Source organism: Thalassospira sp. UBA4513 (assembly GCF_002388495.1).
GTDB lineage: Bacteria > Pseudomonadota > Alphaproteobacteria > Rhodospirillales > Thalassospiraceae > Thalassospira > Thalassospira tepidiphila.
Genome location: NZ_DGMR01000038.1, coordinates 135,752 through 159,294 on the forward strand (window position 1 = coordinate 135,752; position 23,543 = coordinate 159,294).

Sequence of the window (23,543 nt, forward strand, 5' to 3'; positions counted from 1 at the left end):
GCAAAAATTAAAGTCATGACAGGATCACACCCACCATGGATTGGGATCGCTTCCGCATCTTTCTGGCTGTTGCCCGCCAAGGTCAGATCCTTGCCGCTGCCCGGCAGCTTGGTCTGAACCACGCAACGGTCGGCCGCCAACTGACCGCACTTGAGCAGGAACTTTGCACCAAACTGATCGAACGGCGCACCACCGGATCGGACCTGACCCCGGCGGGACGGGAATTGATGCAGGCAGCAGAGGCCGCAGAGTCGGCTTTTCTGCGGGCCGGCACCGCCGTTTCCAACCAGTCAGAGCTGATCAGCGGCACGGTCCGCGTCGGCGTCCCCGATGGATTGGGCAACTATTTTCTGGCAAGTGAGTTGGCTCACTTTGCGTCCAATTACCCAGATCTCGTGATCCAGCTTGTGCCGCTGCCACGCACATTCTCGCTATCGCAACGCGAAGCCGATATCGCCATCACGCTGGATCGCCCCAAGCAAGGGCGCCTGGTGATAAGCAAACTCACCGACTACACGCTCAGTGTCTATGCCAGCAAATCCTACATCGAACGTTTTGGTGCGGTCAAAACCGAGGCCGATCTGACAGACCGCCTGTTTGTCACCCATATCGAGGATCTGATTTACAGTCGCGCACTGGATTACGCCGCCCGCCTTGGCAAACTGATGAAACGCCGATTTGAATGCGGCAGTGTGGTGGCCCAGATGGAGGCCGTGCGCAACGGATATGGCATCGGTATACTGCACGACTACGCCACCGAGGGCATCCCCGACCTCGTTCGCCTGCTGCCTGAAATCCGCTTCACCCGCAATTACTGGATGCTCCAGCACCCGGACACCAAGGATACGCGAAGTGTCGCGGCCATTGTCGATCATATAACGCGCGTCGTGCGCGGGGCCCGGGACCGCTTTATCATGAGCTGAGAACACACAATTACCGTCAACGGCAATGACCGGATTGCGCAAAGCGGATCGCCATCACATACCCGTTGTGACCAGGCAAACAAAACAAAAGCCCGTTCAATGCTGAACGGGCTTTTTGATCACAAAAAGGTGACAAATGGTCATTTATTTCGCCAGTCAATTTCGATCTTGGTTTGCGGCGACAGGGTCCGCAGCTTGTCTTCGAAATAAGCCTGCATGTCTGCAAGGCTGTGTTCGTCGGCCGCTGACATCGCAACTGTCAGAAACAGCGGCGTCGCCGTCAGCTCGCACGCACCATTTTCAAATGCCAGAACACCAGCATCGGGTTTGCGCAAGGTGCCCTTGACGTCTTCGCCACGGGCTTGCAGCATCATCCCCTTGAGAAAGCAAGGCGCGCCGCGCAAATAGATATCTGCAAACGCAAAGCTACCGACACCATCCTGTGCCTTTGAAGTCCGAGACACAGGGCCAGCCTCATCAACTGAAACATCCATCGGATTGACCGAAACCGGCCAAGACTCGTTCACTTTGATCGCCAGATTAGACATGTGCATCACCAATCCTGTAAGGGCGCTTTATGCGCACGGTATCCCCATACCCCTTGGACACGCATTTCACATTGCTTAAGCACTGAACAATAATGACTACTAGTCATTTATCGCACATCACAGAAGAACGTCAATGCACTTTGTCCTGACAAAAATGTCCTGAATCGGGCAAAGCGCAAGTCTGTCGGCAAAAATTTCTGAAATATTGGCGTGACGATCCGCCAGATCACGCAGATCATCGTAAAAAATCGTTGTTTAACAACGGTATGCAGCAGAGATCACATTGCTGTGACGAGGTCTCGATTGCTGCATCCCGATATTTGCATGGCAGCGTTGCCTAGCCCTGAACGACTTCCTGACGCTGCGCGCCCAAACCATCGATTCCCAGTTCCATCACGTCGCCGGGTTCGAGGTACACCGGCGGGTTTTGCCCCATACCCACACCCGGCGGGGTGCCGGTCGAGATGATGTCACCGGGTTGCAGGCTCATGAAACGCGACAGATAGCTGACCACGAATGCAACACCATAGGCCATGGTTTTCGTACTGCCGTTCTGATAACGCTTGCCATTCACATCGAGCCACATGGAAAGATTCTGTGGATCGGCAATCTGATCGCGAGTGACAAGCCACGGACCAATCGGGCCGAAGGTATCGGCACTTTTGCCCTTCACCCATTGCCCTGAATGTTCAAGCTGAAACGCGCGCTCGGAAACGTCATTGATCAGGCAGTAACCTGCGACATGATCAAGCGCATCGGCCTCGTCGACATATTTGGTGTGCTTGCCGATCACCACGCCCAGTTCGACTTCCCAATCGGTTTTGGTCGAGCCACGCGGAATTTCGATCGTATCATTCGGACCACAAACGGCCGAAGTTGCCTTGAGGAAAATGATCGGTTCAGGCGGTAGTTCCATACCTGCTTCTTGCGCATGGTCAGAATAGTTCAAACCGATGCAGATAAATTTGCCGGGCCGCCCGACACAGGCGCCAATGCGCGGATCACCCGACACGACAGGCAGGCTTTCCGGGTCAAGTGCGGCAATACGTGCAAAAGTTTCATCGGAAATCGTGGTTGGATCAAGATCATCAATCACGCTGGAAAGATCGCGGATTACGCCATCCGCATCACAAAGCCCCGGTTTTTCCGCCCCGACCGGGCCATAGCGCAAAAGCTTCATGAATTCTCTCTCCTGATATCGTCACGCGGGTTCTTTCTGCGTCCTAGACCAAGCCAAGTCTTACAAAAAGAACGATTTATTCCTCATACCTTAGTGATGTCACATCATGATCCCAAAGGGCAAGCCAATTGAGGATACATTATCCGCAGTAACCATGATGATTGTTCTCGCCCCGCAATTCGATATCATCACCGAAAAGACCATTGCGCCGAGAAAGGAAACGACAGGACATGATGGACACCCTTACCGCAGCCGACGGGCATGAGCTTGATTGTTGGTTTGAGCCACCCGTTGGTGCAAGACGCGGCGCGATTGTAATCCTGCAGGAAATCTTTGGCATCACCGAACAGCTCAAGGGGGTTGCGCGCAAATATGCCGCCCTGGGTTACGAGGTTGCCATCCCTGCCCTGTTTGACCGGGTGGAGCGTGGGGCGGTTGTTGACTTCAACGATTTTGATCGGGCGCGTGCGTTGATGATGGCGTCCGAGTTGTCAAACACCCTGAGCGACATCGATGCCGCCGCCCGCGCCCTGTCTGCCAAGGGCGGCAAGGTTGGTGTGATCGGCTTTTGCTGGGGCGGCGGGTTGGCACTGCGCAGCGCCCAATGTCTTGATATCGCGGCAGGTGTTTCATTTTATGGCACACGTATCGACCAATACCTTGATAAGCCGCTGCAAACGCCATTTCTGGCACATTTCGGCCTGTCTGATGGTCACGTCCCGGTGGAGATGATCGAAGACGCCAAGGCAGCCCTGCCCGGCATGGAAGTGCATATGTATGAAGCCGGTCACGCCTTTGCCAACGAAGCACGCCCATCCGCCTATGTCGAAGCGGCCGCCGAAGTTGCACATGCCCGCACAGCCGAATTTCTTGCCCTTCATATCACAGCCTGACACGACAGAACCCCTGCCCTGACCCATTGGAAACACAGCCCAGATGCGTATTGCCATTCTTGATGACTATCAAAACATCGCCCTGCAATCGGCCGACTGGACAGACGTCCAAAATCACGGCGAGATCACCGTATTTAACGATCATGTTTGCAATACGGGCGACCTCATCAGCCGCCTTGAACCATTTGACGTCCTGTGTGTCATGCGTGAACGCACAGCTCTTACGGGCGACATTTTGCGCGCGCTTCCGAACCTGCGGCTGATCGTGACCACCGGCAAACGCAATGACGCCATTGATGTCGCGACTGCAAGTGAGCTGGGCATCACGGTTTGCGGCACAGAATCGCCTTCCACGGCAACGCCGGAACTGACCTTTGCCCTGATGCTGGCATTGGCCCGCAACCTCATGGCGGAAAACGCATCGATGCGCGCCGGCGGCTGGCAAGTCGGGATCGGTCAGGACCTTGCAGGTTCGACCTTGGGAATTATCGGGCTTGGACGGTTGGGCGCAAAGGTCGCGAAAATGGCACAGGCCTTTGACATGCATGTCTGCGCCTGGAGCGCCAACCTGACGCAGGAACGCTGCGACGAACTTGGCGTAACCCATATGGCAACCAAGGAAGACCTGCTGCGCGCGTCGGATTTCGTCACCATCCATCAACGCCTGTCTGATCGCACCCATGGCCTGATTGGCACGAATGAGCTCAAACAGATGAAGCCAACCGCCTATCTGATCAACACATCACGCGGCCCGATCATTGATGATACTGCCCTGATTGATGCGCTCAACAGCGGCGAGATTGCCGGTGCGGCACTCGATGTTTACGACAAGGAACCACTGCCCGTATCGCATCCGCTGCGCCATTGTGATGGCCTGTTGCTAAGCCCGCATCTTGGCTATGTCACCCGCAACACCTGGAACGTGTTTTACGGCCAGACGGTCGAGGCCATTCTGGCTTGGCAAAACGGCAAACCGATCCGGGTCATAGAACCTTAAGAAGCGCATTTAACCATTTTCTGAGCTCTACGAGGCTCGATGCCATGGGAAAACCAGCCACCGCCAGACGCCGAAGAGACGACTTGGAAAGACAGCGAAATATGTGATCTTGGTAACGCCAATCTCGCAGGTAGCACGTTTGTGATTTGCGAATTCTCGAACTTCGTTGAAAATAGAAATCAGATCCAAATCAGGATGCAGCGCGACAAGCTGGTCCCTGATTCAGGCTGACAGTTCAATCCGGATAATCAGATATTCGTCACCAGCAAGCCCCAAAATCTGATGTGTAATTTCACAAGGATCGCATGATGGAACGTTTGACTGCCAAGGATTTTTCTCCGGAGCTTCTCGAACTTTATGATTTCTATGCCCACGGCATGATTGATCGCCGTGAGTTTCTTGATCGTGCGGGCCGATATGCGGTTGGTGGAATGACCGCCCTTGCGATCCTTAATGCCATGAGCCCAAACTATGCCATGGCTCATCAGGTCGACTTTACCGATCCCGATATTGTTGCTGAATACATCATGTACCCGTCGCCCAACGGTCACGGTGAAGTGCGTGGCTATCTGGTCAAACCGGCCAATGTGACCAGCAAGGTACCCGGTGTTGTGGTCGTGCATGAGAACCGGGGTCTGAACCCCTATATCGAAGATGTCGCGCGGCGTGTGGCCAAGGCAGGCTTTGTCGCACTTGCCCCGGATGGATTGACATCGGTTGGAGGCTACCCCGGCAATGACGACAAGGGCCGTGAATTGCAACGCACAGTCGACCCAACCAAGCTGATGAACGACTTTTTTGCCGCCATTGAATTCCTCACCGCCCACGAGGCCACCACGGAAAAAACCGGTATCACTGGCTTCTGCTATGGTGGCGGTGTCGCCAATGCCGCCGCAGTTGCCTATCCGGAATTGGGGGCCGCCGTTCCGTTCTATGGCCGTCAGCCCGCGGTCGAGGATGTCCCCCGTATTCAGGCACCGATCCTGTTGCAATACGGTGAACTTGATGAGCGTATCAATGCCGGGTGGCCTGCCTACGAAAAGGCATTAAAGGCCAATGACAAGGTCTATGAGGCCTATATCTATCCGGGCGCCAATCATGGTTTCCATAACGATTCCACACCACGTTATGACAAGGACGCAGCCGAACTGGCATGGCAACGCACCATTGACTGGTTCAACAAGTACCTGTCCTGAAGCATTTTGCCTTTAATCTACATAAAAGGGCTAGCCGAACGTGTTTTACGACAACCCGGCGCGCCCTTTTTGGATTGAAAATCAGATCGCAGAATGCTTGCGATAGCCCGGCGCAAACAGAAGCCTGGCCGATGTGATGCCAGTGTTATTTTCCCAGGTGGTACGTTCCATCAGGAAAAGCGATATGCCGGGATCGGTGCGCAGCACCTTGGCCTCAGCCTCGCTAGCACTGATGGCGGAAAAATAGATGTCGCCGCGCGTATAGGGCGCATGCAAAACCAGCCATTCATTGGCACTGATTTTCTCAAGATCGGCATCAAGGATCGTCGGCGTTGCGGCAATCGATACCCAGCGATCTTCAAACATGAACGGTTTGCCATCGGCCAGATGAAGCGAGGTGATATGCAGCATATCGCTTTCGGCCGTGACACCAAGATTGGCGCAAATTTCCGGCGGCGGGGTGCGACGTTCGCTAAACAGCAGGCCATAGGCATATTTCTGCCCGCGCCCCTCGATCTCAAGTCGGATGACCGGAATATCAAGTTTGGCGCGCCGCACCGGGTGGGCAGCGACCCGCGTACCCGCCTTGCGCCTGCGATCGAGGAAGCCTTCGGATGCCAGTTCACGCAATGCACGGTTCACGGTGGCCCGCGCACAGCCAAGTTGTTCGGCAAGTTCGACTTCCTTGGGGATCAGGTCACCGGGCTTCCACTCACGGGTATGAATGCGGCGCAAAACCTCGTCATGGACGGATTGCCAGCTTTGCTGTTCCAGGCTGTTCACACTGCTTCCTTGAGTTGTTCCATCACCTTGCGATACCGGTTGGTGATCGCGTCATGGGCGATGTGGCGGCCCTCGGTCACAACATGGCGACCGGCCGACCAGACATCACGCACCATGCGATCATCTCCGGCAAAGATATATGTGTCGAGGATCGTATCGCTTGTCCGACCGATCAGGTCAACCGCCGAACCATCCAGCGCCATCAAATCGGCCAGCGCGCCAACTTCAATCCGGCCCGCATCGCGCCCGGCGGCCTGTGCGCCACCCTTGGCGGCCGCGTCATAGATACGACGTGCGGTCGATTTTTGTTCGGTCGCCAAAGCCGCGCGGGAGTTATCGCGCAGGCGCTGGCTGTATTCCAGAGTTCGCAATTCTTCCGAGAGCGAAATACGAATATTGGAATCCGATCCCACACCAATCACGCCACCGGCATTGAGATAGCGCACGCCATCAAAGATACCATCGCCCAGACTGCTTTCGGTGATCGGGCAAAGGCCTGCCACCGCACCGGTTTTAGCCAACTCAAGCGTTTCATGCTCTTCCATCTGGGTACAGTGGATCAGGCACCAGTTTGCATTCACATCGGCATTTTCAAGCAGCCATTCTGTCGGGCGCTTGCCCCAGCTGTCGCGCACTTCATCCACCTCGGCCAGTTGTTCGGCGAGATGCATGTGGATCGGGCCATCTTTCGACAGCAGGCTTGTAGCAAGCAAATCTTCGCGACCAACGGCACGCAGGGAATGCGGCGCAACCCCCATCACCGTATCGGCGGGAAGGTTTTTGATCGCGCGAACGGATTCCTCATACAACTTGGTGAACTGGTCGGGATCATTGCCAAAACGGATTTGACCGGGACCGAGCGGGCGCTTGTCACAGCCGCCATATTGATAATGCACGGGCAGAAGCGTCAGGCCGATGCCGGTGATTTCGGTGGCCGCCGCAATACGTTCGGCCATCTCGGCGATATTGTCATACAAATGCCCACCGGGGCGGTGATGCAGGTAATGGAACTCTGTATTGTTGGCATAGCCGGCTTCCAGCATTTCCATCTGAACGAAGGCCGCGATCGCTTCGACATGGTCCGGGGTCAGCTGATCGAGGAAGCGGAACATCAATTGCCGCCAGGTCCAGAAGGTATCGCGCGGGTCGGGGCCGCGCCGTTCCGTCAAGCCAGCCATGGAGCGCTGGAACGCATGGCTGTGCAGATTTGAAATCGCCGGAAGAAGAATATCGGTTTTGCTGGTGGCATCGGATGGCGCAGCAGAATCGGCCTGAATCGCAGCAATTCTGCCATTCTCATCGATCTCGATCCGGACATTGCGCTGCCAGCCTGATGTCGTAAGTGCCTGATTTGCCCAAAGAACCTTCATTGCCTCTACCCGTCTTGACAGAAATATTATGTACGTACATATTATCTTTAATAACAAACTTATCAAGGGGTGATGCTTCGCGATGCTGCTTCGAAACGCAAAAATCGTCACGATTGAGGATCAGGACAGTTATGGCCTGATCGAGTGCGGCGCGATTGCCATCAAGGACGGCCTGATCGATTGGGTCGGTGCCGATGACGCCATCCCGGCCGAGTATCTTGACGGTCCAGCGCGGGACCTTGAAGGTCGCCTGATCACCCCGGCCCTGATTGATTGCCACACCCATGTTGTCCATGGTGGAGACCGTGCGGTTGAGTTTGAAATGCGCCTGAAGGGTGCAAGCTATGAAGAAGTTGCGCGTGCGGGCGGCGGAATTGTTTCGACCGTTAAGGCGACCCGCGAAGCATCAATAGAGGATCTTCTGGCATCCGCCCTGCCTCGCGTGGATGCGCTGCTGGCAGAGGGCGTGTCGGTGATCGAGGTCAAGTCGGGTTACGGCCTTGATCGCGAGACCGAGCTTAATATGCTGCGCGCAGCCCGGCAAATTGCCGATCATCGTAATGTACGGATCAAAACCACCTTCCTTGGCGCCCATGCGGTGCCGGTTGAATATAAATATAACCCGGACGGCTATATTGATGATGTCTGCATCCCGGCCCTGAAAGCCGCCCACGCTGAAGGGTTAGTCGATGCGGTTGATGGATTCTGCGAAGGCATTGCCTTTAACACCGACCAGATCAAACGCGTGTTTGACGTTGCCCGCGCGCTTGGCATTCCGGTCAAACTCCATGCCGAACAGCTATCGAATATCGGCGGCACCAAACTGGCCGCCGAATATGGGGCGATGTCGGTCGATCATATTGAATACGCCACCGAAGAAGACGCGATTGCCATGGCCAAGGCAGGTTCGGTCGCGGTACTTCTGCCCGGTGCGTTTTATACCCTGCATGAAACCCAGCTGCCGCCGATTGACGCATTCCGCAAGCACGGCGTGCCGATGGCGATTGCGACCGATTGCAATCCCGGCTCGTCGCCACTGGCATCAATCCTTTTAACCATGAACATGTCCTGCACGCTGTTCCGCCTGACGCCCGAAGAGGCGCTTGTTGGCGCAACCGCCCATGCGGCGCGCGCGCTTGGCCTTTCTGATACCGGTCGGATCAAACCGGGACTGCGGGCTGATCTTGCCATCTGGAATGCCAAACACCCGGCCGAGCTTGCATACCGCATCGGGTTCAACCCGCTGTTCGAACGCATTGTTGGCGGTGAAAGCACCGCCGCCTGAGCCCAAAGATAACCGCGCCACCGCATCAACATATGCCCTTAAGGATAGATTATGACGGTCACCCTTATCCCCGCTTCGGTCAAACTGGCAGAGCTTGAACGCATCTGGCGTGATCAGGTCGCAGTCAAACTCGACCCCGCAGCCCGCGATGGTGTTGAAGCGGCGCACGCAATGGTGCGCAAGGCTGCCGACGGCAGCGATGCGGTATATGGCGTGAATACCGGCTTTGGCAAACTGGCCTCGGTCAAGATTGCCCCGGAAGATACCGAAACCCTGCAACGCAACCTGATCCTGAGCCATTGCTGCGGCGTGGGTGAGCCGCTTGATATCGCGACCACCCGTTTGATGATGGCGTTGAAATTGCTGTCGCTGGGGCGCGGTGCATCTGGTGTGCGCTGGGATCTGATCGAACTGATCGAAGGCATGCTGGCCAAGGGTGTTACCCCCGTCGTTCCATCGCAAGGATCGGTTGGCGCATCGGGCGATCTGGCCCCGCTGGCGCACATGGCAGCCGTCATGATTGGTGCGGGCGATGCCATCTATGAAGGCACGACGCTTCCGGGTGGCGAGGCACTTGCCAAGGCTGGCCTGACGCCGGTGGTGCTGGGTCCGAAAGAAGGCCTGGCGCTGATTAACGGTACGCAGTTTTCCACCGCCTGCGCGCTGGTCGGCCTGTTTTCGGCCTGGCGCAATGCGGCGAGTTCGATTGTGACATCGTCGCTTTCGACCGATGCGATCATGGGATCGACCGCGCCGCTGGTCGATGAAATCCATACGCTTCGCGGTCATCCGGGCCAGATCAATGTCGCGCGTGCGATGCGCGATCTGATGAATGGGTCGGAAATCCGCGAAAGCCACCGCGAAGGCGATACCCGCGTTCAGGACCCCTATTGCATCCGCTGCCAACCGCAAGTCACCGGGGCGGCGATGGATTTGCTGCGCTTTGCCGGTCAGACGCTTGAGATCGAAGCCAATGCCGTGACCGACAACCCGCTGGTTCTCAAAGAAGACGGCCGCATTGTTTCAGGCGGCAACTTCCACGCCGAACCCGTGGCCTTTGCCGCCGATCAGATCGCGCTTGCCGTTGCCGAGATCGGCGCGATTGCCCAGCGCCGTGTCGCGCTGATGGTCGATCCGACCCTGTCGCACGATCTGCCACCATTCCTGACGCCGGAACCGGGCCTGAATTCCGGTCTGATGATTGCCGAGGTGACGACGGCAGCGCTGATGAGTGAAAACAAACATCTGGCCAACCCGTGCTCGACCGATAGCACGCCGACCAGCGCCAATCAGGAAGACCATGTGTCGATGGCCGCGCACGGTGCGCGCCGACTGGCACGGATGAATGCCAACCTTTCCTACATCCTTGGTGTCGAGCTGATCTGTGCCGCACAGGGTGTTGAATTCCGTGCGCCGCTTAAGACCAGCCCGGGTCTGCTCAATGTTCTGAAATCCGTTCGTGCCGACATCCCGACCGTCAAGGAAGACCGTTACATGGCGCCGGATCTGGCGAAGGCCGCCGAACTTGTGACGGGTGGCAGCCTTGTGGCTGCGGCCAAGCTTTCGGGCTTTGTCGTTGGGGAGGCAGCATAACCATGACCGATCCGGTTGAAATCAAACGTGGCGATAGCCCGATTGTTCTGGGCCTGCCCCATACCGGCACTTATGTACCGGACGACATAGCGGCGAAACTGAATGATCGTGGCTGTGAACTGGCTGATACCGACTGGCATATCCATACCCTTTATGACGGGTTGCTCGATGGTGTGACGACGGTGCGTGCGACGTTTCATCGTTATGCGATTGATGCCAACCGCGACCCCGAAGGTGTCAGCCTTTATCCCGGTCAGAACACCACCACCCTTGTGCCGCTGACCGATTTTGACGGCGAGAATATCTGGGACGTTGCCCCGACCGAGGATGACATCGCCTATCGGGCCGCAACCTTCCACGCGCCCTATCATCAGGCACTGGCGGCCGAGCTTGAACGGGTGCGCGCCAAACACGGTGTGGCGATCCTCTATGATTGCCATTCGATCCGCTCAAACATTCCGTTCCTGTTTGACGGGACCCTGCCGGACTTCAATATCGGCACCAATCTGGGCGCGACATGCGATCCGATGATCGAGACGCTGACGTCGGAAATCTGTTCGCAGGCCCAAGGATACAGTGCGGTTCTGAACGGTCGTTTCAAAGGCGGCTGGACCACCCGCCATTATGGCCGCCCGGAGATCAATCAACACGCCATCCAGATGGAACTGGCGCAATCCACCTATCTAACGGCCGAGGAAGCCCCTTGGTCCTATGACGAAAGCCGTGCAGCAAAATTGCGCACGCATCTTACTGAAATCCTGAAGACACTGGCCGATTTGGCCCCAGCACTAAGAGGCAAGTCATGACCAACAATCCGCGTCACAACCAGCGTGATATTTATCCCGACACCGGGAGCAAGATTTCGGCGAAAAGCTGGCTGACCGAAGCACCGATGCGCATGTTGATGAACAACCTGCATCCCGATGTTGCCGAAAACCCGCATGAGCTGGTTGTCTATGGTGGCATTGGCCGGGCTGCGCGCACCTGGAAGGATTTCGATCAGATCGTTGCCAGCCTGAAGGAACTTGAAGATGACCAGACCCTTCTGGTGCAGTCGGGCAAGCCGGTTGGCGTATTCCGCACGCACAAGGATGCGCCGCGTGTTCTGATCGCGAACTCCAACCTTGTGCCGCATTGGGCCAACTGGGACCATTTCAACGAACTCGATAAAAAGGGTCTGGCGATGTATGGCCAGATGACGGCGGGCTCGTGGATCTATATCGGGTCACAGGGCATCGTTCAGGGCACCTATGAAACCTTTGTCGAGGCCGGCCGCCAGCATTATGACGGCGACCTTACGGGCAAGTGGATTCTGACCGGTGGCCTTGGCGGCATGGGTGGCGCACAGCCGTTGGCGGCTGTGATGGCCGGTGCGTGCTGTTTGGCAGTTGAGTGCGATGAAACCCGTGCGGACTTCCGCCTGCGTACGCGTTATGTCGACGAGAAAACCCATTCGCTGGACGAAGCGCTTGAGATGATCGAGCGTTGGACCAAGGCAGGCGAAGCCAAGTCCGTTGCCCTGATCGGCAATGCGGCCGATGTCTTCCCGGAACTGGTCAAGCGCGGCGTTCGCCCGGACATCGTCACCGATCAGACATCCGCGCATGATCCGGTACATGGATACCTGCCGCAGGGTTGGACCGTGGCCGAATGGCGCGAAAAACAGGAATCCGATCCCAAGGCTGTTTCCAAGGCGGCGCGTGCATCGATGCGCGTTCAGGTCGAAGCCATGGTTGCCTTCCACGAGGCGGGTGTCCCGACGGTCGATTACGGCAACAACATCCGTCAGATGGCGCTTGAGGAAGGGTTCGAGAACGCCTTCGCTTTCCCGGGGTTTGTTCCGGCCTATATCCGCCCGCTGTTCTGCAAGGGCATTGGTCCGTTCCGCTGGGCGGCCCTTTCGGGTGATCCCGAGGACATCTACAAGACCGACCAGAAGGTCAAGGAACTGATCCCCGATGACCCGCACCTGCATAACTGGCTGGATATGGCGCGCGAGCGCATTTCCTTCCAGGGCTTGCCGGCGCGTATTTGCTGGGTCGGTCTGGGACAGCGCCACCGTCTGGGTATGGCGTTCAACGAAATGGTCAAGAATGGTGAACTGAAAGCCCCGGTCGTCATCGGGCGTGACCATCTTGACAGCGGTTCGGTTGCAAGCCCGAACCGCGAAACCGAGGCCATGAAAGATGGCTCGGATGCGGTCAGTGACTGGCCGTTGCTTAATGCGCTGCTCAATACGGCGTCCGGGGCAACCTGGGTATCGCTGCATCATGGCGGCGGTGTCGGAATGGGCTTCTCGCAGCATTCCGGCATGGTGATTTGTTGTGACGGCACAGAAGATGCCGCACGCAGGGTCGAACGCGTCCTTTGGAACGATCCGGCAACCGGTGTGATGCGTCATGCGGATGCAGGATATGACATCGCACTGGATTGCGCCCGGGAACACGGGCTGAACCTGCCCGGGATTCTCGGCAAGTAATTAAAACTCACGCGTGGGGGCAGTGACGACTGCCCCTGCATCGCCCTATCAGGGTACAATCAAGGAGGCTTCTTAACATGAAAAGACGTGAATTTCTGACCGCCGGTGTTGCCGGTGCAGGTGCAGCGGCCGCTGCAACATTCGCAACCCCTGCCATCGCACAGGACAAGCGCCAGTGGAACATGGTCACCGCATGGCCGAAAAACCTGCCTGGGCCGGGTGTGGCTGCGCAGAAACTGGCAGACCGTATCACCACACTTTCGGGCGGTCGTCTTGAAGTGAAACTTCATGCCGCGGGCGAACTGGTTCCGGGCAATGGTGTGTTTGACGCCGTTGCCGAAGGAACGGCCGAGATCTATCACGCGGTTCCGGCATACTGGGGTTCGAAATCCAAAGGTATCCTTCTGTTCGGGTCGCAGCCGTTTGGCCTGCGCGCCGATGAACAGGTTGGCTGGCTGAACTATGGTGGCGGTCAGGAACTGTATGACGAAATCTATGGTCAGTTCGGACTGAAGCCGTTCCTGTGCGGTAACTCCGGCCCGCAGTGGGCAGGTTGGTTCCGTAACGAAATCAACTCGGTCGATGACCTTAAGGGGCTGAAGTTCCGCACCACCGGTCTGGCATCGGAGATGTGCTCGAAACTTGGTATGGCGGTTCAGGCCATGGGCGGTCGTGACATGTTCCAGGCACTTCAGTCTGGTGCGCTTGATGCCGGTGAATTCATCGGCCCGTGGAGCGACAGTGCGCTTGGCTTCTATCAGGTTGCCAAAAACTACTACTGGCCGGGTGTTGGCGAGCCGTCCTCGGCCGAGGAATGCGCGGTGAACGCCAAGGCCTATGCCGATCTTCCTGATGATCTGAAAGCCGTCGTCAAGTTCGCGGCAGACAGCCTTTATAACGAAGTCTGGACCGAGTACGAGACCAAGCATGCCATGGCCCTTAAACAGCTTGTTGCAGAACAGGATGTGAAGGTTCGCAAGCTTCCGGACGAGGTTGTTGAAGCCATGGCCAAAGCCGGTGCCGAGGTGATTGCTGAGCTTCGCGAAAGCGACGATGCACTGACCAAAAAAGTCACCGAAAGCTTTGTTGCATATCGTGACCTGATCGGCGGTTACATGACCTATGCCGATAACGGTCAGATGAATGCACGCGCCAAAGCGCTTGGCTTCTGATAGACGTTATGACCGGTGCCGGAAATATTCGGCACCGGTTTCTTTTTTCAGGCGTGCCTTTCACGGGGAGATGTCATGCAACGCCTTGCTGATGCACTTGACCAGATAAATCACTGGACCGGGATGACCGTGCGCTGGTTCGCACTTCTGATGGTTCTGCTGCAGTTTACCGTGGTCTTGCTGCGCTATGTTTTCGGGTTCAGTTCAATTGCGCTGAATGAAAGCGTTCTGTATCTGCATGCCGCTTTGTTCATGTTGGGGGCGGGCTATACGCTGTTGGTTGATGGCCATGTCCGGGTGGACATTTTTTATGCCGCAGCCACCGACAAGACCAAGGCGCGGATCGATGCGTTTGGCTATGTGGTTCTGGCAATCCCGTCGATGGCAGCACTGCTGTATTGGACCTGGCCATCGGTGATCAATTCGATCTCGATGATGGAAGGGGCGATTTCGGTGGGGGGCATTCCGGCCGTCTGGTTTTTGAAATCCCTGATCCCGGCCTTTTGTATTCTGTTGATTATCCAGTCCGTCGCCTGTCTTCTGAGGCAGGTGGTTTTGCTGCGCGGCAATGTTGAAGATCAAGGCGGTGCGAAGTGATGGAATATCTTGATCTTTTGATGTTTGCCGCCCTGATGGGCTGCATCCTTTTGGGTTTTCCGGTGTCGTTTTCGATTGCCGGAACGGCAGTGATTTTCGGCTATCTCGGCTGGGTCACCGACACGATGAATATCGGCCTGATGGGGGCGTTCGGGCAGCGCGTGTTTGGCACGCTGACCAATGATGTCCTGATCGCCATTCCACTGTTTGTCGTCATGGGTGTCGTCCTTGAACGATCCCGCATTGCTGAAGATTTGCTCCATACCATGGGGCGACTGTTCGGGCAGTTGCGCGGCGGTTTGGGGATTTCGGTGGTGCTGGTGGGGGCGTTGCTCGCGGCCTCAACCGGCATCGTTGGCGCCACGGTGATTGCCATGGGCATGATCGCGCTTCCGACCATGTTGCGCACTGGCTATAACCCGAAAATGGCATCGGGCCTTGTTTGCACCGCGGGCACATTGGGCCAGATTATCCCGCCCTCGACGCTTTTGATCATTCTGTCGGATGTGATGTCATCGGCCTATCAGCAGGCGCAATATGAACAGGGCAAGTTCACCATCGAAACCATTTCGGTCGGGCAGATTTTTGCCGGTGCGCTGATCCCGGGTCTGACGCTGGTGGCGATTTATATCATCTATATCCTTCTGCGCGGGCTGATACGCCCGGCCGATATGCCACCGGTTCAAAGCGATGATGGCCGCCCCAGTGCGGGCGAAGTGGTGGGTGCGGTTTTGCCGCCTGTGCTTCTGATCATTGCCGTGCTGGGTGCCATTCTGGGCGGGGTTGCCACCCCGACCGAGGCGGCATCAGTCGGTGCAATCGGTGCGATCCTGATGGCGGGTGTCCGTCAGGGGGCGAACCGCAATCTGGTTCTGACCGGGACCGTCGCACTTTTGATCCTGGCGATCATGGCAGGTGTCGCGCCGGTGCGTTTCCAGCGCAGTGACCTGACCGGTGTTGATTATGCCCTGGGCGCTGGTTATGTGGCGCTGGCTGTTATCGGGATTATCGCGATCCTCGCCTGCCTGCGTCAGGCATGGAAAGCCGACATTCTGAAATCGGCCCTGACATCGACCATGACGGTCAGTTCGATGATCTTTGCTACGATCCTGACAGCCAGCATGTTCTCGCTGGTGTTTATCGGGCTGGGCGGTGAAGACCATGTGGAGGAAATCCTTGAATCGATGCCCGGTGGTCCGACTGGGGCGCTGATCTTCTGCATGGCGTTGATCTTTGTGCTGGGCTTCTTCCTTGATTTCGTGGAAATCACGGTGATCCTGCTGCCGCTGATTGCGCCGGGGCTGATCATGATGGGCCATGATCCGGTGTGGCTTGCGATCCTGATTGCGATCAACCTGCAGACATCGTTCTTAACGCCACCATTCGGCTTCTCGCTGTTTTATCTGCGCAGTGCCGCCCCGCCGGAAATCACCACCGGCCAGATTTATCAGGGTGTGGTGCCGTTTATCGCGCTTCAGCTGTTTGGCATTTTCGTGATCTGGCTTTGGCCGTCACTGGCCAACTGGCTGCCAAGCGTGGTGTTCTAGGCAAAGAACTCAAAATGAAAAAACGCCCCCGATTTATTGGGGGCGTTTTTGTTTGGGGCTGCGCTTTAAGTCCCCAAAGCGGCTATTACAGGACTTCGTAGACCGAGACATAGACCGTGCTTTTTTCACGCTGTCCGGATCCGACAAAGATCCGGTGATTAAGCCAGCTATAGCGTTCATCGCCGGTTTCGAACCGGGGCTGGGTGCGCATGTAATATTTCGACGGATCGACATGTTCACCGCGTGCAAGCGCGTCCAGAACATCCTTGGGCCCATGCCGGAACCCGAAATTGCGGATATCAATCAGCGCCCCGTCATGGGTTTCGATGCAATATCGGGTATCAAGTTCGGCCACTCCGTTGTCAAAAACGGTTTGCCAGTCCGCGCCCAATGCCAGAACGCGGCCGTTCAACGATTTGCCTTCGACATGCCCACCAATGATCGGAATGATCCGGCGTGTGCCGCGCATCGAATTGCCAAGCTCCATCGGGGCTTCCAGCTCGACCGTCAGATCGCAAAAATGTTCAAGTTCAAGCTTCATATCGGCCTCTTTAATTCATGGTCGTCGGCAGGAAAAGAACGATGGAAGGCACCAACACCAACAGGATCAGGCGAATGATGTCGACCGCAACAAACGGGATGACACCCTGAAACACCTTTTGCAGGGGCACTTCGCGGGCAATCGAATTGATGACAAACACGTTCATCCCGACAGGCGGTGTGATCAGGCCAAGTTCGACCGTCATGACAACAATGATGCCAAACCAGATCGGATCAAACCCCAACTGGGTGACCACCGGAAACACGATGGGCACCAGAAGAATGATCATCGCCATGGCATCAAGGATGCAGCCCAGCAACAGGAAAAACACAAGGATCAGGGCAAGTGTCGGATAGGCCCCGATATCGAGCCCGACCAGCCACGCGGTGATCTTTTGCGGGGTCTGGGTGATGGCCAGGAAATAGCCAAACAGGATCGCACCGATCAGAATGGTATAGATCGCAACCGAGGTGCGCAGGGCCTCGACCAGACTATCAAGAATGCTACGCCAGCCAAGCCGCCCCCGGATCACCCCGATCAGGGCGGTCAGGACAGAGCCAACCGCCGCGGCCTCTGTTGCGGTGACAACACCTAAATAGATGCTGCCGATAATGGCGATGAACAGGGCCAGAACCGCCCAGACATCGCGCAAGGACCGAATGGCGTTGCGTAAATCAAACGGTTCGCCCGCCGGCAATCCACGGGCATAGGTCACCCGAAAGGCCAGCATATACATCACAATCGCCAAAAGGCCCGGGATGATCCCGGCAATGAAAAGCTTGCCGACATCCTGTTCGGTGATAAAGCCATACACCGCCAAAACAACCGATGGCGGGATCAGGATGCCGAGCGTTCCGCCCGCGGCAATCACCCCGGTCGCCACATGATCGCGATAGCCACTGCGCTGCATTTCCGGCAATGCGACCTTGGTCATGGTTGCCGCCGTTGCGACCGATGATCCCGATATGGCGGCAAACCCCGCACAGGACGCGATGGTCGAAAGCGCCATGCCGCCCCGAAATGATCCCAGCCACGCCTGCCCTGCGCGAAACAGTTCGCGCGACATGCCGGAATTGGTGGCAAGAACGCCCATCAGAATAAAGAACGGAATGAGGCTAAGGTTAAAGTCGGTGATGGTGCGGATCGGCGATTGCGCCAGAAGGTTGAGTGCAGGCGTCGGGCCAACGATTGCGGCAAAGCCGCCGACACCGACAATCCCCATCGCAATGCCGATTGGAACCCGAAGCAGCATCAGGGCAAACAGCGCAACAAACCCGCCAAGTGCGACAAAATCGGCTTCAGTCATCAGTTCCCCCTGAACCACCAGTTTGCTTTTGTTTTTGCGGGTCGGAGGCAATATGCGGCTCTGACTCGGCGGGTTCAAAATCATCCAGACCCGCATTGGTCAGCGCGATCATCAAGGCGCGCGCCAGAATGGTCAGCATGCTGACCGCAACGCCAAGCCAGATCAGCCCCATGACCGGCCAGACGGGTACTTGCAGATCAAATGTCGTCTCACCACTGTTATAGGCGCTGGTGACACGCGCCAGCATCTTCCAGCACAGCAAGCCGGTGAAACCCAGCAAGACCATCCAGGCAAAGAAATCCGTCCATCGGCGAACACGCGCGGGCAGCATCAGGGCAAACAGATCGACCTTGATGTGCGATCCGCGATAGCCCACGCAGGCAAAGCCCCACATGATGACCACGCCCAGAAACAGGCGCGAAAAATCAAATGCATCGGGGATCGGCCATGCAAACAGGTAGCGACCAATTGCAGAGGCCAGAACCAGCAACGTAATCACCGCAAGCAAAATGGCCGAGACCATTTCGACCTTGCGCGAAAAGGCTTCGAGATATGTCAGGGAGCGATGAAGAACCCGCATGATTTATGCACTTTCAGAGGTATCGGCAGCACCGAGATGCGATGCCGCCGATACAGGGAGTGTCATCAATATTTGGCGTTCTCGGCTTCGAGCGCGTCGATGAAGGCCTTGTAAATGGCATCGGCATCACCGCCCTTGGCCGTAACACTCTCGCGCCATTGAGCAACAAGCGGTTCGGCGGCATCGCGCCATTGTTGCAGTTCATCGGCGGTCGGCTGATACAGTTCGTGATCACCCGATGCCATCATCTTGTCACGGCCCGATGCCTCGTTCTCGGCCCAACCCTTGGAAAAACGACCGGACCATTCCGGCGTGCAGTGATCATCCATGACTTTGCGGTTTTCGGCCGACAACCCGTCATAGACACCACGGTTGATCACAAGGATCTGCGAAGAGACATAGAACGGCATATCAAGGTGATATTTGGTTTCCTGATCAATCCCGAAGATATAGATCGAGTTCCACGGGAAGGTGATCGCATCTGCCGTGCCCTTGGCGATGGCTTCGCGGGCCTCGGGTGCAGGGACCTGAACACTTGCCCCACCCAGCAGGTTTACAAACCGTGCCATGGTCGCGTGCGCCGGACGTACCGCATGGCCGTTGATATCTTCCGGCACGCGGACCGGCATTTTTGAATGGATGGTGCCGGGGTCATGCGGGTTGACCAGACAGAGTTTGACTTCCGGCATTTCCTGTTCGGCGTAGTTCGCATACCACTTGTGAAGGGCGACCGATCCATTGACCGCATCCTTCACATTGAAGGGCACCTCGGTCAGGCCATAGATCGGGAAACGCCCGGCCTGATAACCCGGATTGATATAGCCGATATCGGCAATGCCATCGCGGGTCATGTCATAGTGATCCGGTGCGGAGCCCAGTTGCTGGGCCGGGAAAATCGTGAAGTCGATGTTGCCGCCGGATGCCTCGCGGATGGAGTTTGTCCATTCTTCAAGCCCCATGGTTTGTACCGGATGGGTTGGCGGCAACCAGTGGGCCAGACGGAAATTCACTTCCTGGGCAGACGCACCGGAAATGGCAGACATGGCGGCAACTGACGCCAAGGCAATCACTGAACCAAGTTTAAGTCGTTTCATTGTTTCCTCCCTGAGAAAACCGACACCGGCAATTTTGTTTTTGTTACCTTGTCTGTCGGCTCCTCGATTTGATCAGACCACCCTTGGAAGCCTTTACCCCATGGGTTGGGCTGATCGCCAAACCGGGCCCAAAACCAATGTCCCGGCTAAAAATAACGTCTCCGTTTGTCGCGACCCGGCGCAGTTGATGGCGCCCTGGATCGTGCCTATGCCAATTTCGTGTTTTCGATCAGAACAGCAATGCCCTGCCCGCCACCAATGCACGCCGATGCGATGCCATAGCGACCGCCGGATTTGACCAGTTCGCGCGCCAGCGTATTGGTGATCCGAACTCCGGTCGCACCCAGCGGATGACCAATTGCAATCGCGCCGCCATTGACATTGACCTTGTCTTCATCAAGGCCAAGTTCGCGGATGCAGGCCAGTATCTGCGCGCCGAAGGCTTCGTTGATTTCGATCCGGTCAATCTGATCAAGGGTCATACCGGTTTGATCGAGAACGGCTTCGATGGCCGGGACTGGGCCAATACCCATGATTTCCGGCGGCACACCGACAGCTGCGCCAGCGATGATGCGGGCACGCGGTGTCAGGCCGTGTTTGCGGGCATAATCGGAACTGCCCAGAACAACGCCCGCCGCGCCATCCACCACGGCTGATGAATTGCCGCCCGTCTGGACCCCGCCAAAGGCAGGGCGCAGCTTTGCCAGAATGTCATAGGGCGATGGCCGGATGTGGCTGTCGCGGTCGACCTGATCGATCTTGCGCGGCAGGCGGATGGAGCGCGGATTACCATCGGCAAATTCAAAGGTTTCGTTGGTTACTGTGGCAATTTCACCGGCAAGGAAGCCGTTTTCGTGCGCAGCGACGGCACGGGCAAAACTGCGTTCGGCAAAGCGATCCACTTCTTCGCGGGTGATGTTATATTTCTTGGCAAGATTTTCGGCCGTGTCGCCCATGGTGCAACTCACCGCCGGATCCAGAAGCGCTTCCCACAGGAAGTCCTTGAATTCGACCTGCCCCATGCGAAAACCACTGCGATGGGTGTAGGCGGCAATCGGATTGCGGCTCATGGATTCAGTGCCAACACAAAGTGCCAGATCCCCACGACCAAGTGAAATATGATCAGCGGCCTGCAGGATGACTTCGATCCCGGTACCACAGATCCGCTGCACAAGATGGGCGGGGCGATCCACCGGCACCCCGGCGTAAATCCCGATATGGCGAGGCGTCATATAGGCATCATAGGATGCCTGGGCCATCGATCCGGCGACGGTGAAATCGATATCGTTCGCATTCACCCCGGCGTCCTCGATGGCCGCGCGGGCGGCCTTGATGCCAAGATCAATCGGGGAGACCAGCCCGAACGCCCCGGTATAATCGACAAACGGTGTGCGTTTTCCGCCCAGCAGCCAGACATCTTCAAATTCGGTCCGAAGACCTTTGGCGTTCGCAGTCATTCTGCTTATCCCTTTTTGGCAATCATGACCCCGGCGGGTGACGGGTCGGTATAAAGTTCGGCGACCTTGTCAGCGCGTTTGGTCAGAACCGCGCGCTGATTGATCGAGCCCTTGTCGGTGACTTCGTGCGCATCAAGTTCCGGCGAACTTTCCAGCAGGATCGCGCGCGCGACAAAGTTCGAACTGCCGGTCGATTTGGTCGCCAGCTCATTGAGGCATTTCTGGAAATGCGCCTGCACGGCCGGATGGGTTGCGATATCGCGCTCCGACGCGTTGGCGGGCAGATCCGGGCAAAGCTTTTTGCAGGCGGTGAAATCGGCAAAGATCAGCGCACCGACATAGCCTTCGTTCAAACCGGTCAGCACCGCATCACGCACATAGGGCGCAAAGGTCTGGGCAATGGCCGTCCGGATAGCGGCGACATGCACCCACGTCCCGGTCGAGAGTTTGAAATCTTCGCAAACCCTGCCATCAAACAGGAAGCCGCGTTCGATATTATCCGGATCAACAAATTTCAGGGCATCACCAATCAGGTAATAGCCTTCATCGTCAAAAGACTCGCGGGTTTTATCAGGTTGCTTCCAATATCCCGGTGTAATGCTCGGTCCCTTAAGACGGACTTCGAGCTTTTCGGCATTGGGCACCAGCTTGATATCAAGCCCGACGGCCGGAAGGCCGACACTGCCCGCCTGATCAACCGCCCAAGTGGTGGTAAAGGCAAAGGGGGCCGTTTCGGTGGAGCCATAGCCGGTGACGATGACGATCTTTTCGCCAACCGTGTCCTCGGCGATCTTTTCCAGATTGTCCCAGACATATTGCGACAAACCGGCACCGGCGTATTGCATGAGTTTGAGCTTGGCAAAGAACATCTCGCGCAGTGTTTTGTTTTCGCGCAGATGATGGACAAGTGCCTCGTACCCCTTGGGAACGTTGAAATAGATGTTGGGCGATACTTCGCAAAGATTGCGCACGGTTTCATGAATACCGTCCGGGGTCGGTTTGCCCTGATCGATATAGAAACTGCCGCCGTTATAAAGCGCGATGCCGAAATTATGGTTGCCGCCTGCGGTGTGGTTCCAGGGCAACCAGTCAACCATCACCGGTGGTTCATCCTGCAGGAATGCCAACGCGTGACGCAGCATCATCTGGTTAAAACACAGCATGCGCTGGGTATTGATCACGGCCTTTGGCATCCCGGTGGAGCCGGACGTGAACAGGAATTTGGCAATTGTGTCCTCGGTGATTTTGCCATTGGCAGCATCGACCGCATCGGTCGGCGTGGTCTGACGGACATCTTTGAAAACATCGCAGTCATATTGCGACAGCGGGTTTTCCAGAACCAGCAGACGGGCATCCTTTGGCATGACGGCGGCCAGTGCCTTGGCATATTTGGCACCATCATCGACAAAGATCAGACCGGGCTTCAGCAGATCACAGATATGGCGCAGCTTGGCGAAATCGGACGACACCAGCGAATAGGCCGGTGATACCGGCGCATAGGGAATACCGACATACATCGATGCCAGCGCAAGAAGCCCGTGTTCAAGACTGTTGCCCGACAGGATCAGGACCGGGCGATCTTCGGACAGGTCCTGTTCGATGAGGTACTGCGCAAGACTGCGGACCTCGTTTCGGGTTTCAAGGAAGCTTCGTTTTTGCCAGCCGCCGGTTTTGTCACGGTCGGCCAGAAACAGATGATCGGGTGTTTGTTGCGCCCAATGGTCAAGCTTGTCGGTGATGGCGCGCGGATAGTCATCCGGCGTTTCCGTTGATCGGATATAGATCGTGCCGTTGTCCTTTTTGGACATCGAGACACGCGTATCTCCCATGCGAACCGGACGGAGTCCGGGTTCAGCAATCATAGGCATGAGACGAAACCTCCAGTTTTCATTTTCTTATTTGTTATAATTCATAACAATCATAATTCATCACATCAAGCGCAATATCTTTATGCGTGTACGTGGACCCAACAATTTGACCTTGAGTATATGTATGCTCGCGC

General features: G+C 56.6%; 21 protein-coding genes. 11 read left to right on the forward strand and 10 right to left on the reverse strand.

Going from position 1 to position 23,543, the window contains the following annotated elements; genetic code table 11:
- Positions 1-35 precede the first annotated feature (35 nt).
- Entirely contained in the window at positions 36-923 is an 888-nt protein-coding gene (locus B2T33_RS16250) for a LysR family transcriptional regulator (protein WP_286792618.1), read from the forward strand.
- Positions 924-1,063: 140 nt separating this feature from the next.
- On the opposite strand, the gene B2T33_RS16255 is transcribed toward B2T33_RS16250, so the two are convergent.
- Both B2T33_RS16255 and B2T33_RS16260 read right to left on the reverse strand, forming a co-directional pair.
- Positions 1,064-1,450, reverse strand: coding sequence for a DUF2218 domain-containing protein (locus tag B2T33_RS16255; protein WP_167351212.1), 387 nt, complete (start codon positions 1,448-1,450; stop codon positions 1,064-1,066).
- A 358-nt stretch (positions 1,451-1,808) separates the two neighbouring features.
- The gene (locus B2T33_RS16260) at positions 1,809-2,651 is read right to left on the reverse strand and encodes a fumarylacetoacetate hydrolase family protein (RefSeq protein WP_286792620.1); all 843 of its coding nucleotides are present in this window, start codon (positions 2,649-2,651) and stop codon (positions 1,809-1,811) included.
- Between the two features lie 230 nt (positions 2,652-2,881).
- Here B2T33_RS16260 and B2T33_RS16265 point away from each other — a divergent pair, with 230 nt between their 5' ends.
- The 3 genes from B2T33_RS16265 (at position 2,882) to yghX (ending at position 5,737) form a co-directional block, all read left to right on the forward strand.
- A complete protein-coding gene (locus B2T33_RS16265) occupies positions 2,882-3,544 on the forward strand; it encodes a dienelactone hydrolase family protein (protein WP_286792621.1) in 663 nt (220 codons plus the stop codon).
- Positions 3,545-3,587: 43 nt separating this feature from the next.
- Entirely contained in the window at positions 3,588-4,541 is a 954-nt protein-coding gene (locus B2T33_RS16270) for a D-2-hydroxyacid dehydrogenase family protein (protein WP_286792622.1), read from the forward strand.
- A gap of 308 nt (positions 4,542-4,849) precedes the next feature.
- A complete protein-coding gene (gene yghX / locus B2T33_RS16275) occupies positions 4,850-5,737 on the forward strand; it encodes a YghX family hydrolase (RefSeq protein WP_286792623.1) in 888 nt (295 codons plus the stop codon).
- 81 nt (positions 5,738-5,818) lie between these two features.
- Here yghX and B2T33_RS16280 read toward each other — a convergent pair whose 3' ends face one another.
- Both B2T33_RS16280 and B2T33_RS16285 read right to left on the reverse strand, forming a co-directional pair.
- Positions 5,819-6,520 carry a GntR family transcriptional regulator gene (locus B2T33_RS16280; protein WP_286792624.1) on the reverse strand — a complete coding sequence of 234 codons (702 nt, stop codon included), beginning with the start codon at positions 6,518-6,520 and terminating at the stop codon, positions 5,819-5,821.
- Positions 6,517-7,890, reverse strand: a complete 1,374-nt coding sequence (locus B2T33_RS16285; RefSeq protein ID WP_197146686.1) for a formimidoylglutamate deiminase — start codon at positions 7,888-7,890, stop codon at positions 6,517-6,519. The genes B2T33_RS16280 and B2T33_RS16285 overlap by 4 nt, the downstream gene beginning before the upstream one ends.
- 82 nt (positions 7,891-7,972) lie before the next feature.
- Between B2T33_RS16285 and hutI the strand changes: the two genes are divergently transcribed.
- The 7 genes from hutI (at position 7,973) to B2T33_RS16320 (ending at position 16,563) form a co-directional block, all read left to right on the forward strand.
- Complete coding sequence (hutI, locus tag B2T33_RS16290; RefSeq protein WP_197146685.1) at positions 7,973-9,175, forward strand: imidazolonepropionase; 1,203 nt, start codon at positions 7,973-7,975, stop codon at positions 9,173-9,175.
- 51 nt (positions 9,176-9,226) lie between these two features.
- Positions 9,227-10,768 (forward strand): histidine ammonia-lyase, encoded by a 1,542-nt coding sequence (gene hutH, locus B2T33_RS16295; protein ID WP_197146684.1) that lies wholly within the window; start codon positions 9,227-9,229, stop codon positions 10,766-10,768.
- Between the two features lie 2 nt (positions 10,769-10,770).
- Positions 10,771-11,574 (forward strand): N-formylglutamate deformylase, encoded by an 804-nt coding sequence (gene hutG / locus B2T33_RS16300; protein WP_197146683.1) that lies wholly within the window; start codon positions 10,771-10,773, stop codon positions 11,572-11,574.
- Entirely contained in the window at positions 11,571-13,247 is a 1,677-nt protein-coding gene (gene hutU, locus B2T33_RS16305; RefSeq protein WP_197146682.1) for a urocanate hydratase, read from the forward strand. The genes hutG and hutU overlap by 4 nt, the downstream gene beginning before the upstream one ends.
- A gap of 77 nt (positions 13,248-13,324) precedes the next feature.
- Positions 13,325-14,419: a TRAP transporter substrate-binding protein gene (locus B2T33_RS16310; protein WP_008889951.1), complete on the forward strand. Its 1,095-nt coding sequence runs from the start codon at positions 13,325-13,327 to the stop codon at positions 14,417-14,419.
- Positions 14,420-14,494: 75 nt separating this feature from the next.
- Positions 14,495-15,016, forward strand: coding sequence for a TRAP transporter small permease subunit (locus tag B2T33_RS16315; protein ID WP_008889950.1), 522 nt, complete (start codon positions 14,495-14,497; stop codon positions 15,014-15,016).
- Positions 15,016-16,563 (forward strand): TRAP transporter large permease, encoded by a 1,548-nt coding sequence (locus B2T33_RS16320; protein WP_008889949.1) that lies wholly within the window; start codon positions 15,016-15,018, stop codon positions 16,561-16,563. Before B2T33_RS16315 ends, B2T33_RS16320 begins: the two co-directional genes overlap by 1 nt.
- Positions 16,564-16,648: 85 nt before the next feature.
- On the opposite strand, the gene B2T33_RS16325 is transcribed toward B2T33_RS16320, so the two are convergent.
- The 6 genes from B2T33_RS16325 to B2T33_RS16350 all read right to left on the reverse strand — a co-directional run bounded on the left by B2T33_RS16325 (position 16,649) and on the right by B2T33_RS16350 (position 23,409).
- Positions 16,649-17,104, reverse strand: coding sequence for a DUF3237 domain-containing protein (locus tag B2T33_RS16325; protein ID WP_197146681.1), 456 nt, complete (start codon positions 17,102-17,104; stop codon positions 16,649-16,651).
- Between the two features lie 10 nt (positions 17,105-17,114).
- Entirely contained in the window at positions 17,115-18,410 is a 1,296-nt protein-coding gene (locus B2T33_RS16330) for a TRAP transporter large permease (protein WP_063089092.1), read from the reverse strand.
- The gene (locus B2T33_RS16335; RefSeq protein ID WP_197146680.1) at positions 18,403-18,990 is read right to left on the reverse strand and encodes a TRAP transporter small permease; all 588 of its coding nucleotides are present in this window, start codon (positions 18,988-18,990) and stop codon (positions 18,403-18,405) included. Before B2T33_RS16335 ends, B2T33_RS16330 begins: the two co-directional genes overlap by 8 nt.
- Positions 18,991-19,055: 65 nt before the next feature.
- Entirely contained in the window at positions 19,056-20,084 is a 1,029-nt protein-coding gene (locus B2T33_RS16340) for a TRAP transporter substrate-binding protein (RefSeq protein ID WP_197146679.1), read from the reverse strand.
- Positions 20,085-20,290: 206 nt separating this feature from the next.
- Complete coding sequence (locus tag B2T33_RS16345) at positions 20,291-21,541, reverse strand: thiolase family protein (RefSeq protein ID WP_197146678.1); 1,251 nt, start codon at positions 21,539-21,541, stop codon at positions 20,291-20,293.
- A 5-nt stretch (positions 21,542-21,546) separates the two neighbouring features.
- Positions 21,547-23,409, reverse strand: coding sequence for a feruloyl-CoA synthase (locus B2T33_RS16350; RefSeq protein WP_286792634.1), 1,863 nt, complete (start codon positions 23,407-23,409; stop codon positions 21,547-21,549).
- Positions 23,410-23,543: the final 134 nt, after the last annotated feature.